Origin of the sequence: Nocardioides sp. Arc9.136, from assembly GCF_030506255.1 — a bacterium.
Taxonomy (GTDB): domain Bacteria; phylum Actinomycetota; class Actinomycetes; order Propionibacteriales; family Nocardioidaceae; genus Nocardioides.
Genome location: NZ_CP113431.1, coordinates 263,978 through 278,315, shown reverse-complemented (window position 1 = coordinate 278,315; position 14,338 = coordinate 263,978). Strand labels below are relative to the sequence as shown.

Genomic DNA, 14,338 nt, shown 5'->3' with positions numbered 1-14,338 from the left:
CCGGACCCGCCGGGGGACGTGGTGCCCCGGATCGGCCCCCGGGCATGAAAAGGCCCCCCATGCACCCGACAGAGCTCACTTGCCCTTGCTGCCTTCCGGCCCTGGGGGATTGGGCGAGATGCCGCCGCACGGGGGGTTGCCCCGCAGTCTAGGTGAGGGGCGCGAGGTCACCAACACCAGGCTGCACCGCCCGCACCCGGAGGGGATTTCACCGGCGTCGCAGGTGACCGGTACGCTCCTCCGCGGAGGATTCGCCTAGTGGCCTATGGCGCTCGCTTGGAAAGCGGGTTGGGTTAACAGCCCTCAGGGGTTCGAATCCCCTATCCTCCGCCACTCGGACGGCGCCGCACCGCAAGGTGCGGCGCCGTCCGTCGTCCGGGGGACCTCAGGAGCGGCGGCGCGCCAGGACCGGGCGCAGGACGAGCGCGAGCAGCAGCGCCCCGCCGGCCACCAGGCCCCACCACAGCGCGCGGTCGCTGGCGCCGGCGAGCAGGTCGACCTCCTCGGGCGGCGCCGTCGCCCGCTCCACGTCGCGGTCGTCGCTGGTGCTGCGGCGCAGCTCCCCGTCCTTCGACGGGCGCAGCGGCCGCACGAGCGCCTCGTAGGGCTGCACCACGCCGGCGCCGGTCTGCACGTTGCGGGTCGCGGCGGTGTCGGGGGTGCCGCTCGCGGTGGCCACCAGCCGCGCGACGATCTGCGGCGCACGCTCGTCGAAGGCGGAGCGCAGCACCGCGACGATGCCGCTCACCTCGGCGGCCGCCCACGAGGTGTAGATCGACGGCAGGCCGCAGGTCCCTCCGTCGAGGCCGTAGGAGATGGCGCCGAACGCCGGCACGGCGACGTCGATGTCGCTGTTCTGCAGGACCACGTCGGTCGCGTCGGGGGCGCCGCTGCCGTCGGCGGTGGAGCTGACCGCCAGCACCCGGGGGTACGCCGCCGGCCACACCTGCCCGGCGGCGTCCTGTCCGGGCGGCGGGGCGTCCTGGCCCTCCTCCAGCCCGAACTCGGCGTACAGCGGGTCGCCCTCCTCGGGGCGGTTGCCGCTGGCGGCGACCACGACCACGTCGGCGGCGGCCAGCCGGCGCAGCGCCCGGGTCAGCGGGGGGTACTCCCCCACCGCGAGGGACACGTTGACGACGCCGATCCGCAGCGCCCTGGCGTTGTCGGCGACCCAGTTGAGCCCGGCGACGAGGTTGGCCGGCTCCACCCCGTCCTGCCCCTCGTCGGGCTGCGCGGCGTCGTAGACCTTGACGTCGACGATCTCCGCGCCCGGGGCGATGCCGACCGGCAGGTCCTCGCCGCCGGTCCCCTGCCGTGGCGGCCCGGCGATGAGGCCGGCCACGGCGGTGCCGTGCGCGTCGTCGACGACCGCGCCGCCGCGCGTGAACGAGACCTGCCGGACGACGGGGATCCCGGCCTGCACGGCGCGCGGCGCCACGCCGGAGTCCAGCACCGCCACCCGCACGCCGGCGCCGGGCCGGTCCCGCCGGCCGGCGGCGCGCGTGTCCAGCCAGTCCTCGACCTCGGACATGCCGAGGGCGTCGAGGGGCAGGCTGCGGTCCGTGCTCGAGGAGGGGATCGGCGCCTCGGGGTCGGTGCTGAGGCAGTCGACCGTCTCGGCGTGCGCCGGGCTGCCGGGGACCAGGACGAGCCCGGCCACCAGCGCGCCGGCGACCGCGGCCCGGCTCACTCGCACGTCGTCGACCCTCGGCGCTTGTCGGGCAGCTCGGGGGGACACAGGGCGGCGTCCACCGAGAGCGCCACGCCTGGGTCAAACAGCTCGACCCAGGTGTCGGGGACGATCGGCGGGTCGGTGTCGCCGTACCCGAGGCGGTCCGCGACCTCGCGGCCCACCAGCGCGTAGGAGATGCCCTTGGAGTCGATGAAGTGCGGCGACCCGACGCGCCGCTCGTCCCACCCGGCGCTGAGCACGTAGGCGCCGCGGCCGGCGTCGAGCGTCTGGTCGACCTTGCCGCGCGGGGTCGCGGCCTCCTCGACGGAGGCGTCGGCGGTGGGGTTGGTCCCGATGTGCACGACCGGAGCGCCGTCGGGCTCGGGAAGCAGAACGGCGCACTGCTCGCCGGGCACGGCGTCGAGGGTCCCGGCGGGCCAGTTGGCGCGCTGGTAGGCGGGCACCGCCTGGGTCAGCTGGGGGTCGCCCTCGGGCTCGAGGGTGCGGGGCTCGTAGCCCGCGGGCTTCTCGACGCTGGCGTAGACCGCCGCTGCGAAGGGGTCGAGGCTGACCGGCCCCTCGGCCGTGAGCAGCAGCTCGATGCCCCCGGACTCGTAGCGGTCGCCGATCCGGGCCCCGGTCGGGATGCCGTCCTGGCCGGCGTTGGGCGAGCGCTCGCCGAAGCCGGTGAGCCCGAAGCTGGAGAAGCTGAGCGGGCCGCCGGCAGGGAACAGCGTGAGCCACTGCTCGGGCACGCGCACGGCCTCCTCGCGGATCCCGAGCCCGAGCTGCTGCAGCAGCAGGTCGCTGGCGCCCTGGTCCGGCACGGCGTAGAGGTAGGCGCGGGTCTGGTCGCCCAGCTCGGCGCGCTCGGACTCCGCGACCAGGTAGAACCGCCCGCCGGCCTCGACGAGGAGGCCGGCGGTGGTCGTCGGCGTGACGAGCTGCTCGGCGGAGACGTCGACCTTGATGCCCCGGCCCTCGGCGGTGCAGGCCGTCCAGTCGGCGTCCAGCAGCATGTCCTCGTCCGGCACGGTCGCCGGCGCGTCGAGGATGCCGATCGGCTCCCCGGGGACGTACTTGTCGATCTCCGACTGGTCCACGAAGCTCGGCTCGGTGTCGGAGCCGAGGATGAGCTGGGCCGAGGTCGGGTTGATCACCGGTCGCAGCTCGGGGTCGTCCCCGCCCTCGAGGATGACGTACGACGCGCCGCCCTTCTTGGAGACCACCAGCCCGCCGTCGGTCCAGTCGCTGGGCGCCCGCGGGTTGAGGATCGAGGCGATCGCGGCGCCGGCGACCAGCAGGATGGCGAGCGCCACGCCGCCGATGACCGTGCGGCCCGGCCGGGTGGGCTCGACCTCGCGGCCACCGGGTGCACCGGAGACGAACGCCGTCACCAGGCGCCGGCGGCTGAAGGAGTGGGCCTCGACGAGGTCCTTCTTGGTGGCCATCGGCGGCTAGCCCCGCACGGCCGCGAAGACGCCGGTCGCCACGACCGTGAGCGGGAGGAGCGAGAGCAGGCACAGCGACTCGGCGAGGTCGCCGAGGCGGCCGCGCCGCAGGGACGGTTCGCCGGGGAGCAGCGTGGCGGCGAGGAGGACCGCGCCGGTCGCGGCGAGCGCGACCGCGGCGGTGGGGCGCCAGTCCGGGTGCAGCCACAGCAGCGCGACGGCCACCGCGACGAGGCCGGCGATGCCGGAGACGAGTCCGACGAGGACCTCGGAGCCGGTGCGGTACTGCCGCGTGCGCAGCATGACCACGAGGCAGGCCACGACGGCGAGGAGCGTGCCGGAGAGGCCGAGGGACACCGCGAGCGGGGCCGCGATGACCAGCAGCAGCCCGACGGTCGAGGAGATGCCGATGAGGATCTCGTGGGCCACGCGGGCATCGGACCGGACCCGGTGCGGGTCGACGTCGTCGGGGTCGGCGGTGATGTCGGCGACCGTGTAGAGCTGCTCGGTCTTCGTGCCGGTCGCGCCGAGCGCGAGCCAGGGGAAGACCGAGCCGGCCAGCACCACCAGCACCAGCGTCGTGGTCAGCACGACCCGGTGGTCGACGTCGACGGCGTCCATCACCAGTCCGGTCGCCAGCAGGACGGCGCCCACGACCACGGGCGGCGTGACGAGCGTGCGCCCCTCGCCGAGCCCCAGCAGGGACACCAGGCCGGCGAGCAGCGCGCCACCGCCGGCGGCGGCCATCGGCAGGCCGAAGAGGTAGTCGTCGGTCACGAGCATCAGGCCGGCGACGGCGGCGTACGCCGCGCCCATCCAGGCGACCGCGACGGCGGCCTCCGGCTCGCGCTGCGCGCGGGAGAGCACGATCGCGCCGGCGACCAGGGCGAGGGCCACGACGCCGGCGGCGACGCCGGCGAGGAGCGACCCGCGCTGGATGAGCAGGGCGACCGCGCCCAGGGCCATCAGCAACCCGGCCGCGGCGAGGGCGGTACGTCGCCCGGAGGCCGGCTCCCAGGGCTTGAGGTCCCGCTCGACCACGTCGGTCATCGCCTCGACGACGTCGTCGTAGACCCGTGGCGGCTCGTCGTCGACGCCCGCGGAGACGGTGAGCAGCCCGCCGTCCTCCACGCCCTGGATGGTCAGGCCGGAGTCACCGGCCAGCCGACGGCCCTCGGCCGTGACGATCCGGTAGCCGCCGTAGACCGTGGCCGGGTCCAGCAGGCCCACGCTGCGGGCCAGCTCGGGGAGCAGCTCGGCGACCGGCACCGCGCCGGGGAGGACGAGGTCCACCCGCCGCGTGCCCGAGGCCACCGTCACCCGGACCAGTCCGGACGTGCTGGTGGACGCCTGGCTCATCGTGTCTCCTCGAGGGGGTCGTGCCGGTTGGCCGCGCGAAGCCTAGCGCCGGCGCGGCGGCGCGCAGGGAGACCTCGAAGGGGCCGACGCCCGGAGGCATCGACCCCTTCGAGGTCGTCTCCACCCGGACGTGCCGGATGGTCGGTCGGCTCGGTCGCCGACTCAGATGTCGAAGGCCGCGGCGCCGCGCTTGTCGGCGGCGGCGTACTCCTGGTTCGACTGGCTGACGGCCTGGCTGGTCTGGGACAAGATGTCGCGCATCTCGGTGATGGCGCCGTCCCACTTCTGCTTGGCGACGGTGTAGGCCTGCTGGGCCTGGCCGTCCCAGTCACTGCGGAGCGGGGCGAGCTCGCTCTCGAGGCGGTTGAGCCGGTCGTCGATGTTCTTCACGGCCTGCATGAGGTCGGAGGCCGCGGTGTCGAGGCCGGCGTGGTTGACGCGGATGCCGTCGAGGTTCATGTCGATGTCTCCTCAGTCCTTGGTCGGGGGGTCAGCTCAGGCGGGAGGTGAGGTTGGAGAGGTTGCCGCTGTTCCCCTCGTCGGTGGACTTGTTGTCCTTCTCCGTGGACTGCAGCGAGTTCTCGAAGTCGGTGAGCGCGTTGACGATCACCTTCTGCTTCTCCGACCAGGTCTGGTGCAGGGTGAAGAAGGCCTGACCGCCCTGGCCGACCCACTTGCCCTGGAGGCCCTGGATCTGGCCGGTGAGCGTGTTGGCGAGGTTGTTGAAGTCGGCGTGTGCGTCCGACACCATCCCCGCGGCCTGGGAGAGAGTGTTCTCGCCCTGTCCGTACATCCCCTGCGACATGTCGCATCTCCTCACGTAGATCAGCGGCAGTCGCCGCCGGATGGGTTCTTCCCTGATGGCCCCGGGACGTCCCGAGGTGGTGCTCTGCAGATCTGAGGCCCACCCGGTCCTGCGGGGCGGACAGGCAACGATCTACCCGGCGCCCCACCCCCTAAACCTCAGAAAGTCCTTTCCCACAGGGCACGGAAGAGACCCACCGCGACGACCACCGAACCCACGGCGAACGCGCCGCAGACGCCCTCGAGCACCTCGGCCCGGCGCGACCACCACGCCGAGCGCCAGCCGCGACCGGTCGCCACCGCGACGACGACCAGCAGCACGGCGACCGCGATCGCGGCCGTGGCGACCGTGGTCCCCCACCCGCCCCCGAGCTCGTCGAGCAGGTGGACCAGGAGCGCTGCCTCGCACGCGAGGCCGGCGGTCCGAAGCAGGCGGCGCGCGGCGACGTGCCGGTAGCTGCGCGCAGCGAGCAGCAGCGTCGCGCCGGCCGCGCCGACGAGCACCCGGGCGCCGATCCGGTCGAGCGGGACCGTGGCGGTCGCCAGCAGCAGTGGCGCGGAGGTGGCGGCGACGGCCAGGACCGCCACCGAGGCCGCGGTGATGATCCGGGCGCCGCGGGCGGCCACCTCGGCGACGGCACGCGGCCGGACGAGGGTGCGACCCCGCCGCCCGGTCGGCCGGTCGCGGGCCGACCAGGCGGTCACGGCGAGCCGCTCGAGGTCGATGAGGAGCTGGTCGGGCACGTCGACCGCCCAGCCGGGGACGAGCCGGGCCGCCAGCACCGCGGCCACGAGCAGCGTCGCCCAGACCACCTGCTCGGAGAACCCGGCCAGCGCGGCGAGCACCGACACCACGAAGACCCCGCCGCCGACGACCATCCAGGTCCGCAGCGCCTCCTCGGAGCGCCGGTCGAGCGACCGGGCCACGGCCGCCGCGACGGCCGCCACGAGGGCGGCGGTGCCGACGACGGTCGGCAGCCGCTCGGGAGCGGGGTCCCAGAGGACGGCGAAGGCGGCGGCGCCGGCGAACGCCGGCGCGGTGACGGCACGCCGCCCGGCGTGGCGTCCCACCGGGAGCACGGCGACGACCGCGGCCACGGCGAGCAGGACCACGGCGGCGTCGCGCAGGTCGCCGGGCCCGGCCTGGGCGGCGAGCCAGCCGGCCAGCCCGGCGAGCGCCGAGGAGACGCCGAACCACAGCACCGAGAGCGGGCCCGGCTCGCCGGGGCCGTGGGCGGCGGTGGTCTGGACACGGGCTCGGCCGCGACCGCTCGCCGCCGGGGCCGTCGGCGCGCCCTCACCGGGCAGCAGGGCCACGAGCACCGTCCCGGCGTCGACGCCGGCGTCGGCCAGCGCCACGTCGTCGGACAGTGCCGCGCCGGTCGCGCGGGCAAGGCGCGGGACGGCTGCCAGGCCGGCCTGCTCGGCGTACGCCGCGGCGACGTCGCGCGCCACGGCCTCGGCGGGGACGACCAGGTCGACCACGCCTGCGGAGCCGTGGACGCTGAGCGCCAGGACGTCGGTGGTTCCCCCGGCCATCGGTCCTCCGTGGTCGACGCGTGCGGCTTCAGAGCCCGGTGGCGAGGAGAGTATCCGGGTCGGTGGCCGGCGTGGTGCCCGCTGCCTATCATCAGGCGACCACGAGCAGGATTGAGCGACTCCCTCCCGGGCACGATGCCGCGGGGGCCGCACGACCGCGGCTCGACGCGCAACGGCCATCGAGGAGCCTGGGTGAGTACGACGCTTCGTGGGGCACGCGCCGAGGAGCCGGAGATGCCCTCCGGCCAGCTCGTGCTCCAGCCGCCGCCGGAGATCGAGCCGCACGAGGGCGCCGCCGGCGTGCTCATGAACGCGATCCCGATGCTCGGCAGCCTCGGCTCGATCGTCCTGGTGGCCACGATGGCGGGTCAGTCGGGCGGCAACTCCAGCCGCAGCTTCATCGCCGCCGGCATGTTCCTCTTCGCGACCATCGGCTTCATCGTCGTCCAGATCGACCGGCAGCGGAAGCAGCGCGCCCAGCAGGTCACCGGCTCGCGGACCGAGTACCTCCGCTACCTCGCCACCGTCCGCAAGCTCGCCCGCGAGTCCGCCGACCAGCAGCGCCGCGCGCTGACCTGGCACCACCCCGACCCCTCCGCGCTGCCGGTCATCGCCGAGGAGCGCTCGCGGGTGTGGGAGCGCGGCGCGAGCGACCCCCGCTTCCTGCAGGTGCGGTACGGCACCTGCGCCCAGCCGCTCGCGGTCGACCTGGTGCCGCCGGAGAGCGCGCCGATCGACCAGGTCGACCCGGCCGCCGCCTCGGCGCTGCACCGGCTGCTGGTCGTCCACCGGCTCCAGCCCGACCTGCCGGCCTCGGTGGACCTGCGGGCCTTCGACCGGGTCGAGGTCTGCGGCCCCGAGGAGCCCTCCCGCGCCCTGGCCCGGGCGATGATCTGCACCGCCGCGACGTTCCACTCCCCCGAGCACCTGCTGGTCGCGGTGCTCGCCTCGGAGCAGAACCTCGCCCACTGGGACTGGGTCAAGTGGCTGCCGCACGCCCAGAGCGCCCAGCAGTCCGACGCGGTGGGCCCGATGCGGATGGTGACCACCAACCTGGCCGACCTGGCCGCACTGCTGCCGCCCGACCTCAGCGACCGGCCCAGGTTCGGCGCCGACGAGCGGCCGGCGACGCCGCACATCCTGCTCGTGGTCGACGGCGGCGAGCTGCCGCCGGGCAACCACGTCGTCCCGCCGGACGGCCTGCACGGCATGACGATCCTCGACCTCCCGGCCCGGTGGGACGAGCTGGAGGACGCCACCCGGCTGCGGATCCAGGTCGAGGGCCACACCGACCGCGAGGGCCGGCAGCCGGTGCTGGCGCTGCGCCTGCGCGAGGAGCCCATCCCGGCCCGCGCCGACCAGTGCGACCTGGCCAGCGCCGAGGCCTGCGCCCGGCGGCTCACCCCGCTGCACACGGTCGCCTCCGGCGTCGTCGAGCCGACCAGCGGCGAGATCACCGGTCCCACCGACTTCATGGACCTGCTCGGCCTCGGCGACGTGCGCCGCTTCGAGCCGAGCGCCGCCTGGCGCACCCGGCCGGCGCGCGACCGGCTGCGCGTGCCGATCGGGCTCGGCGAGGGCGGCGCGATGGTCCACCTCGACATCAAGGAGTCCGCCCAGCAGGGCATGGGCCCCCACGGCCTGGTGATCGGCGCGACCGGCTCGGGCAAGTCGGAGTTCCTGCGCACCCTCGTGCTCGGCCTGGCGATGACGCACAGCCCCGAGCAGCTGAACATGGTGCTCGTCGACTTCAAGGGTGGCGCGACCTTCGCCGGGATGAGCGCGATGCCGCACGTCTCGGCGGTCATCACCAACCTCGAGAACGAGCTCACGCTCGTCGACCGCATGCAGGACGCGCTGTCCGGTGAGATGGTGCGGCGCCAGGAGCTGCTGCGCGACGCCGGCAACTACGCGTCGGTCCGCGACTACGAGAAGGCCCGCAGCGCCGGCGAGGACCTCGCGCCGCTGCCGTCGCTGTTCATCGTCGTCGACGAGTTCTCCGAGATGCTGTCGGCCAAGCCGGAGTTCATCGACCTCTTCGTCGCGATCGGCCGCCTCGGCCGCTCGCTGGGCCTGCACCTGCTGCTCGCCTCGCAGCGCCTCGAGGAGGGCCGGCTGCGCGGGCTGGAGTCCCACCTGTCCTACCGGGTCGGCCTGCGCACGTTCAGCGCGCAGGAGTCCCGTGGCGTCCTCGGCGTGCCCGACGCCTACGAGCTGCCGCCGGTCCCCGGCCTGGGCTACCTCAAGCCCGACCCGACGACGCTGCTGCGGTTCAAGGCGGCGTACGTCTCGGGCCCGCCGACCGGGCGCCAGCGGGTACGCCGCGACGAGGGCGGCCACGTCCAGGGCATCCTGCCGTTCACGGTGGCGGAGGTGCTCACCCTCGACGCGCCCGAGTCCGACGAGCCCGAGCAGCAGCCGGCAGTCGTGGAGCACGAGAGCCAGGAGTCGCTGCTCGACATCGCGGTCTCGCACATGGTCGGGCAGGGCCCGGCCGCCCACCAGGTCTGGCTGCCGCCGCTGGACGTCCCCGACACCCTCGACGAGCTGATGTCCGGCCTGGTCGAGGACCCCGAGCTCGGCCTCGTCGCACCGGCGTGGCGCGACCTCGGCGGGCTCGTGGTCCCGCTGGGCACCGTCGACCGCCCGCGCGAGCAGCGCCGCGACACCCTCACGGTCAACCTCAGCGGCGCCGGCGGCCACGTCGCGGTCGTCGGTGGCCCCCGGTCGGGCAAGAGCACGCTGCTGCGCACCGTGGTGACGAGCATGGCGCTCACGACGACGCCGCTGGAGACGCAGTTCTTCGTCCTCGACTTCGGTGGCGGCACGTTCGCGCCGATGACCGCGCTGCCGCACGTGGCCGGCGTCGGCAGCCGCTCGGAGCCGGACGTGGTGCGACGGATCCTCGCCGAGGTCCGCGGGGTCGTCGACCGGCGCGAGGCGTACTTCCGCGCCAACGGCATCGACTCCATCGAGACCTACCGGTCCCGCCGGGCGGCCGGCCGCGTCGACGACGGCTACGGCGACGTGTTCCTCGTCGTGGACGGCTGGAGCAGCATCCGCGCGGACTTCGACGACCTCGAGCTGGAGATCCAGCAGCTGGCCACCCGCGGCCTGACGTTCGGCTTCCACGTCGTCGCGGGCGCCACGCGGTGGGCGGACTTCCGCGCCGCGATGCGCGACATGTTCGGCACCCGGCTCGAGCTGCGCCTCGGCGACGCCATGGACTCCGAGATCGACCGCAAGATCGCCCAGCTGGTGCCCGCGGGGCGCCCGGGCCGCGGCCTCGTGCCCGGCAAGCTGCACTTCCTCGGCGCGCTCCCCCGCATCGACGGCACGCCCGACACCGAGAGCCTCGGCGACGGCGTCGACGACCTCGTCAAGCGGGTCGCCGCCGCCTGGCCCGGCCCCGACGGCCCGAAGCTGCGGCTCCTGCCGGAGCGGATCGACCTGGCCGAGGTCCGCCGCCTGGCCCGCGTGGACACCACGGTCGAGCCCGCGGACGTCACCGACAAGCGGGTCCTGCTCGGCATCAACGAGAAGGAGCTGGCGCCGGTCGCGCTCGACCCCGACACCGAGCCGCACCTGCTGGTCTTCGGCGACGGGCAGTCCGGCAAGAGCTCGGTGCTGCGGGCCTACGCGCAGGAGATCATGCGCACCCGCAGCCCCAAGCAGGCGCAGATCGCGATCGTGGACTACCGCCGCTCGCTGCTGGGCGAGGTCCCCGAGGAGTACCTCCTCAACTACCTCACCTCCGCGACCCAGGCGCAGCCGGCGCTGCGGGACCTCGCGACGTACCTGGAGAACCGGATCCCCGGCCCCGACGTCACCCCCGAGCAGCTGCGCAACCGCACGTGGTGGACCGGCGCGGAGGTCTTCGTGCTGGTCGACGACTACGACCTCGTCGCGACCCAGCAGTCCTCGCCGGTCACCGCGCTGCAGCCGCTGATGGCGCAGGCCCGCGACGTCGGCCTGCACGTGGTCGTCGCCCGGCGGTCCGGCGGCGCGTCGCGCGCCCTCTACGAGCCCGTCATCCAGTCGATGCGCGACCTGGCGATGCCCGGCCTGCTGCTCTCGGGCAGCCCGGACGAGGGGCCGATCCTCGGCAACCTGCGGCCCACCCCGGCGCCCGCCGGCCGCGGCCGGCTGCTCACCCGCGACCGCGGCGTCGACGTGGTGCAGACGGCCTGGACCGAGATGACGATGTGAGCCGGGCCCGGCGGCTCAGGCGTGGGTGTGGGAGCCCGGGCCGCTGACCTTGAGGCTCGGCACGTCGTCCATGCTCCACGTCATCTCGTAGGTGCGCCGGTAGCCGGTGTGCGCCACCCGCCAGCCCGCGGGCGTGCGGACGTAGCGGTCGGTGTAGATCGCCGCCCCCTCGAGGACGAAGCGGAACGCCTCCACGATCACCTTGTCCTGGAGGTACCAGTGGCCGGTGGCGCTGTCGCCGGTCACGGTGATCTCGGGGTGGTGGGCCTGGTGGAGAGTGATCATCCCCTCCACGACGTTCTCCCGCATGTAGCCGACCAGGGCGCCGCGGTCGGCGAAGGCCAGGCCGTTGTAGTCCCCGGTCGCCTCCGGGACGAAGCACTGCTCGAAGTCGTCCCACTGCTTGGTGTCGAGCGTGCGCAGGTAGCGGTACTTCAGCCGGCAGATCTCGTCCACGTCGCTGGTCACCGGTGCAACGTAGATCACACCGCGGTCCGCTGTCGTTAAACCTGCCCGTAACCGTGCGTCAACCCGCCCGCGACGTGGCTCCTCCACGCTGGTGCCACCCCGTTCCGCCCGTAGAGGAGGCCGTCATGGAGCCCACCACGCTCGACCCTGCCACCACCATCGACCAGAGGCTCGAGCAGATCCGAGCCCAGCGCGTCGCCCTGCGCCTGCGCCACTCCCAGGCCCTCGCCCGGCTGATGGAGGAGCGCGACGACCTGCGCGGCGTGCACGCGCTCGCCGACTTCGTCGACGACTCCCTGCGCTGGTCGGCCTGACCCGGCGCTAGCGCCGGCCGGTGCGGAACATCCCACGGGCGATCTCCCGGGCCGCGGTGCGCACGACGTCGCGGAAGACCTTCGACTCCACGACGTCGCGCACGAGGTCCGGCTCGCCCCGGGTGCTGCGCCGGCCGGTGCGCCGGCGGGTCGGCCTCGGCGCCGGCTCCTCCGGCACCCGGTCCTGCTGGTCCTGCTGCTCCTGCGCGGCCTTGCGCGCGCCCTCCTCGAGGCGGGCGGCCAGCCGCTCCCGGGCCGAGTCGCGGTCGACGGCGGCGCCGTACCGCTCCTGCAGCGGGCTCGCCGCGACCAGCGCCGCCTGCGCGGCGGGGTCGGTCGGCGCCATCAGCGACTCCGGCGCGCGTAGCCGGGTCCACGCGACCGGCGTCGGCGCGCCCCGCTCGTCCATCACCGTCACGACCGCCTCGCCGATGCCCAGGCCCGTGACGACCCGGCCGAGGTCGTCGTAGGCCGAGTGCGGGTACGTCGACACGGTGGCCTTGAGCGCCTTGGCGTCGTTCGGCGTGTGCGCGCGCAGCTGGTGCTGGACGCGCGAGCCCAGCTGGGCCAGCACCTCGTCCGGCACGTCGGTCGGGCTCTGGGTCACGAAGAAGACGCCGACGCCCTTGGACCGGATCAGCCGCACCGTCTGCGCCACCTGCTCGAAGAACGCCTTCGAGGCGTCCCGGAAGAGCAGGTGCGCCTCGTCGAAGAAGAACACCAGCCGCGGCCGGTCCACGTCGCCCACCTCGGGGAGGTCGTGGAAGAGGTCGGCCAGCAGCCAGAGCAGGAACGTCGAGAACACCGCCGGCCGGTCCTGCAGCTGGGCCAGCTCCACCAGGGACACCACTCCCCGGCCGTCGTCGGTGGTGCGCAGGAGGTCCGCGGTGTCGAGCTCGGGCTCACCGAAGAACGCCTCGGCACCGAGGTCCTCCAGCGCGACCAGCTCGCGCAGGATCACCCCGGCGGTCGCGGTGGAGAGCCCACCGAGCGTCTTGAGCTCCGCGCGGCCCTCCTCGCTGAGCAGGTGCGCGACCACGGCCCGCAGGTCGGCGAGGTCCAGCAGCGGCAGGCCCGCCTCGTCGGCGTAGTGGAAGACCAGGCCGAGGCTCGACTCCTGGGTGTCGTTGAGGCCGAGGACCTTCGAGAGCAGCACCGGCCCGAACGCGCTGATCGTCACCCGCAGCGGCACGCCGGTGCCGAGGCCCCCGATCGCGAGCAGCTCGACGGGGAACGCCCGACCGGTCCAGTCCTGGCCGACCGAGGCCGCCCGCTCCACGACCCGGTCCGACCGCTCACCGGCGGTCGCCAGGCCCGACAGGTCGCCCTTGACGTCCGCGGCGAAGACCGGGACGCCCGCCGCGCTCAGCTGCTCGGCCATCAGCTGCAGCGTCTTGGTCTTCCCGGTTCCGGTCGCGCCCGCGACCAGGCCGTGCCGGTTCAGCATGGCCAGCGGGATGCGCACCGGCACGTCGGTCAGCGTCTCCGCGTCGACCAGCAGCCGGCCGAGCTCGAGCGCCGGCCCCTCGAAGTCGTAGCCCGCTCGGACGGTCGGGACGAGGTCCTGCTCGGTGCCGGCCATGGCGCGAGCGTAGCCAGCCCGGAACGCGGCGTACCCCCTGTGCGGCGGCGAGAGACGCCGCCGCTCCTGCGGTCGGGGGCGCACCGGGGCCCGGATCGCTATGGTCGGCACGTGATCTTCAAGCGGGTGGGCGACGGTCGGCCCTACCCCGACCACGGGCTCAGCGCCCGGGCGTGGGCCGCGCTGCCCCCGCGGCAGGTGCGCCTGGACCAGCTGGTCACGACCAAGGACACCCTGCAGCTCGCGGCGCTGCTGGACGAGGACTCGACGTTCTACGGCGACCTGTTCGCCCACGTGGTCCTCTGGCGGGGGGAGTACTACCTCGAGGACGGCCTGCACCGCGCCCTGCGCGCCGCGCTGCAGCAGCGCAACGTGCTGCACGCCCGGGTGCACAGCATCGAGGGGACGGCCTAGGTGCTCCACGGACTCGACCAACGGGTGCGCACCCTGCTCACGATCGGCGTGCTGGCGCTGCTGCTGCTCGCCGGCGCCGCCTGGGGCTGGTCGGCGGTGACCAAGCCGTTCCCCGGCGCCGTGGACACCCCGGTCTGCACCGACGTCGAGGTCGAGGCGGGGAGCAAGCTCTTCGCCGACCAGGTCGTCGTGAGCGTGCTCAACGCGAGCGGCCGCGAGGGGCTCGCCGGGCGGTCCATGCAGCTGCTGACCGACGACGGCTTCGTGGCCGGCGACACCGGCAACGCGGCGCGCGGCACCCGGGTCGACTACGCCCAGGTCTGGACCGACGGGCCGGCGAACCCGGCCGTCCGGCTCCTGGCCCGCCGCCTCGGGCCGGACACCCGGGTCGTCCGGCGCGAGTCGGACTACCCGGGCGTCACCGTGGTGGTCGGCGACCGGTTCCAGGAGCTCGCCGGTCCCGACCGCACCTCGATACGGGTCGGCCGCGACTCCGTCGTCTGCAGCCCGCCCGACTAGCGGCGTC

At 74.5% G+C, this 14,338-nt stretch carries 12 protein-coding genes, 1 tRNA gene and 1 other RNA gene; 5 read left to right on the top strand and 9 right to left on the bottom strand.

Features of this window, described 5'->3' with window-relative positions; all coding sequences use genetic code 11:
- Window positions 1–48: 48 nt before the first annotated feature.
- Window positions 49–138: signal recognition particle sRNA small type (gene ffs / locus OSR43_RS01335), an RNA gene on the bottom strand.
- Window positions 139–244: 106 nt separating this feature from the next.
- On the opposite strand from ffs, the gene OSR43_RS01330 reads away from it, so the two are divergent.
- Window positions 245–333, top strand: a tRNA-Ser gene (locus tag OSR43_RS01330).
- Window positions 334–385: 52 nt separating this feature from the next.
- On the opposite strand, the gene OSR43_RS01325 is transcribed toward OSR43_RS01330, so the two are convergent.
- The 6 genes from OSR43_RS01325 to OSR43_RS01300 all read right to left on the bottom strand — a co-directional run bounded on the left by OSR43_RS01325 (window position 386) and on the right by OSR43_RS01300 (window position 6,825).
- Window positions 386–1,696, bottom strand: coding sequence for a S8 family serine peptidase (locus tag OSR43_RS01325; protein WP_302269140.1), 1,311 nt, complete (start codon window positions 1,694–1,696; stop codon window positions 386–388).
- On the bottom strand, window positions 1,687–3,123 hold the full coding sequence (eccB, locus tag OSR43_RS01320; RefSeq protein WP_302269139.1) for a type VII secretion protein EccB: 1,437 nt from the start codon (window positions 3,121–3,123) through the stop codon (window positions 1,687–1,689). Before eccB ends, OSR43_RS01325 begins: the two co-directional genes overlap by 10 nt.
- A gap of 6 nt (window positions 3,124–3,129) precedes the next feature.
- On the bottom strand, window positions 3,130–4,482 hold the full coding sequence (gene eccD, locus OSR43_RS01315; RefSeq protein ID WP_302269138.1) for a type VII secretion integral membrane protein EccD: 1,353 nt from the start codon (window positions 4,480–4,482) through the stop codon (window positions 3,130–3,132).
- Between the two features lie 162 nt (window positions 4,483–4,644).
- A complete protein-coding gene (locus tag OSR43_RS01310) occupies window positions 4,645–4,941 on the bottom strand; it encodes a WXG100 family type VII secretion target (RefSeq protein WP_302269137.1) in 297 nt (98 codons plus the stop codon).
- A gap of 31 nt (window positions 4,942–4,972) precedes the next feature.
- Window positions 4,973–5,287 (bottom strand): WXG100 family type VII secretion target, encoded by a 315-nt coding sequence (locus OSR43_RS01305; protein ID WP_302269135.1) that lies wholly within the window; start codon window positions 5,285–5,287, stop codon window positions 4,973–4,975.
- 158 nt (window positions 5,288–5,445) lie between these two features.
- Window positions 5,446–6,825: a hypothetical protein gene (locus OSR43_RS01300; RefSeq protein ID WP_302269134.1), complete on the bottom strand. Its 1,380-nt coding sequence runs from the start codon at window positions 6,823–6,825 to the stop codon at window positions 5,446–5,448.
- 234 nt (window positions 6,826–7,059) lie between these two features.
- Between OSR43_RS01300 and eccCa the strand changes: the two genes are divergently transcribed.
- Entirely contained in the window at window positions 7,060–11,034 is a 3,975-nt protein-coding gene (gene eccCa, locus OSR43_RS01295; RefSeq protein ID WP_302269133.1) for a type VII secretion protein EccCa, read from the top strand.
- A gap of 15 nt (window positions 11,035–11,049) precedes the next feature.
- Here the strand turns inward: eccCa and OSR43_RS01290 are convergent, their stop codons facing one another.
- Complete coding sequence (locus OSR43_RS01290; RefSeq protein ID WP_302269132.1) at window positions 11,050–11,502, bottom strand: nuclear transport factor 2 family protein; 453 nt, start codon at window positions 11,500–11,502, stop codon at window positions 11,050–11,052.
- A gap of 125 nt (window positions 11,503–11,627) precedes the next feature.
- Between OSR43_RS01290 and OSR43_RS01285 the strand changes: the two genes are divergently transcribed.
- Window positions 11,628–11,816 (top strand): hypothetical protein, encoded by a 189-nt coding sequence (locus OSR43_RS01285; protein ID WP_302269131.1) that lies wholly within the window; start codon window positions 11,628–11,630, stop codon window positions 11,814–11,816.
- A 7-nt stretch (window positions 11,817–11,823) separates the two neighbouring features.
- On the opposite strand, the gene OSR43_RS01280 is transcribed toward OSR43_RS01285, so the two are convergent.
- Window positions 11,824–13,398: a helicase HerA-like domain-containing protein gene (locus tag OSR43_RS01280; protein ID WP_302269130.1), complete on the bottom strand. Its 1,575-nt coding sequence runs from the start codon at window positions 13,396–13,398 to the stop codon at window positions 11,824–11,826.
- A 111-nt stretch (window positions 13,399–13,509) separates the two neighbouring features.
- Here OSR43_RS01280 and OSR43_RS01275 point away from each other — a divergent pair, with 111 nt between their 5' ends.
- Window positions 13,510–13,812, top strand: a complete 303-nt coding sequence (locus OSR43_RS01275) for a type II toxin-antitoxin system VapB family antitoxin (protein ID WP_302269128.1) — start codon at window positions 13,510–13,512, stop codon at window positions 13,810–13,812.
- Entirely contained in the window at window positions 13,813–14,331 is a 519-nt protein-coding gene (locus OSR43_RS01270; protein WP_302269127.1) for a LytR C-terminal domain-containing protein, read from the top strand. It begins immediately after the preceding gene.
- Window positions 14,332–14,338: the final 7 nt, after the last annotated feature.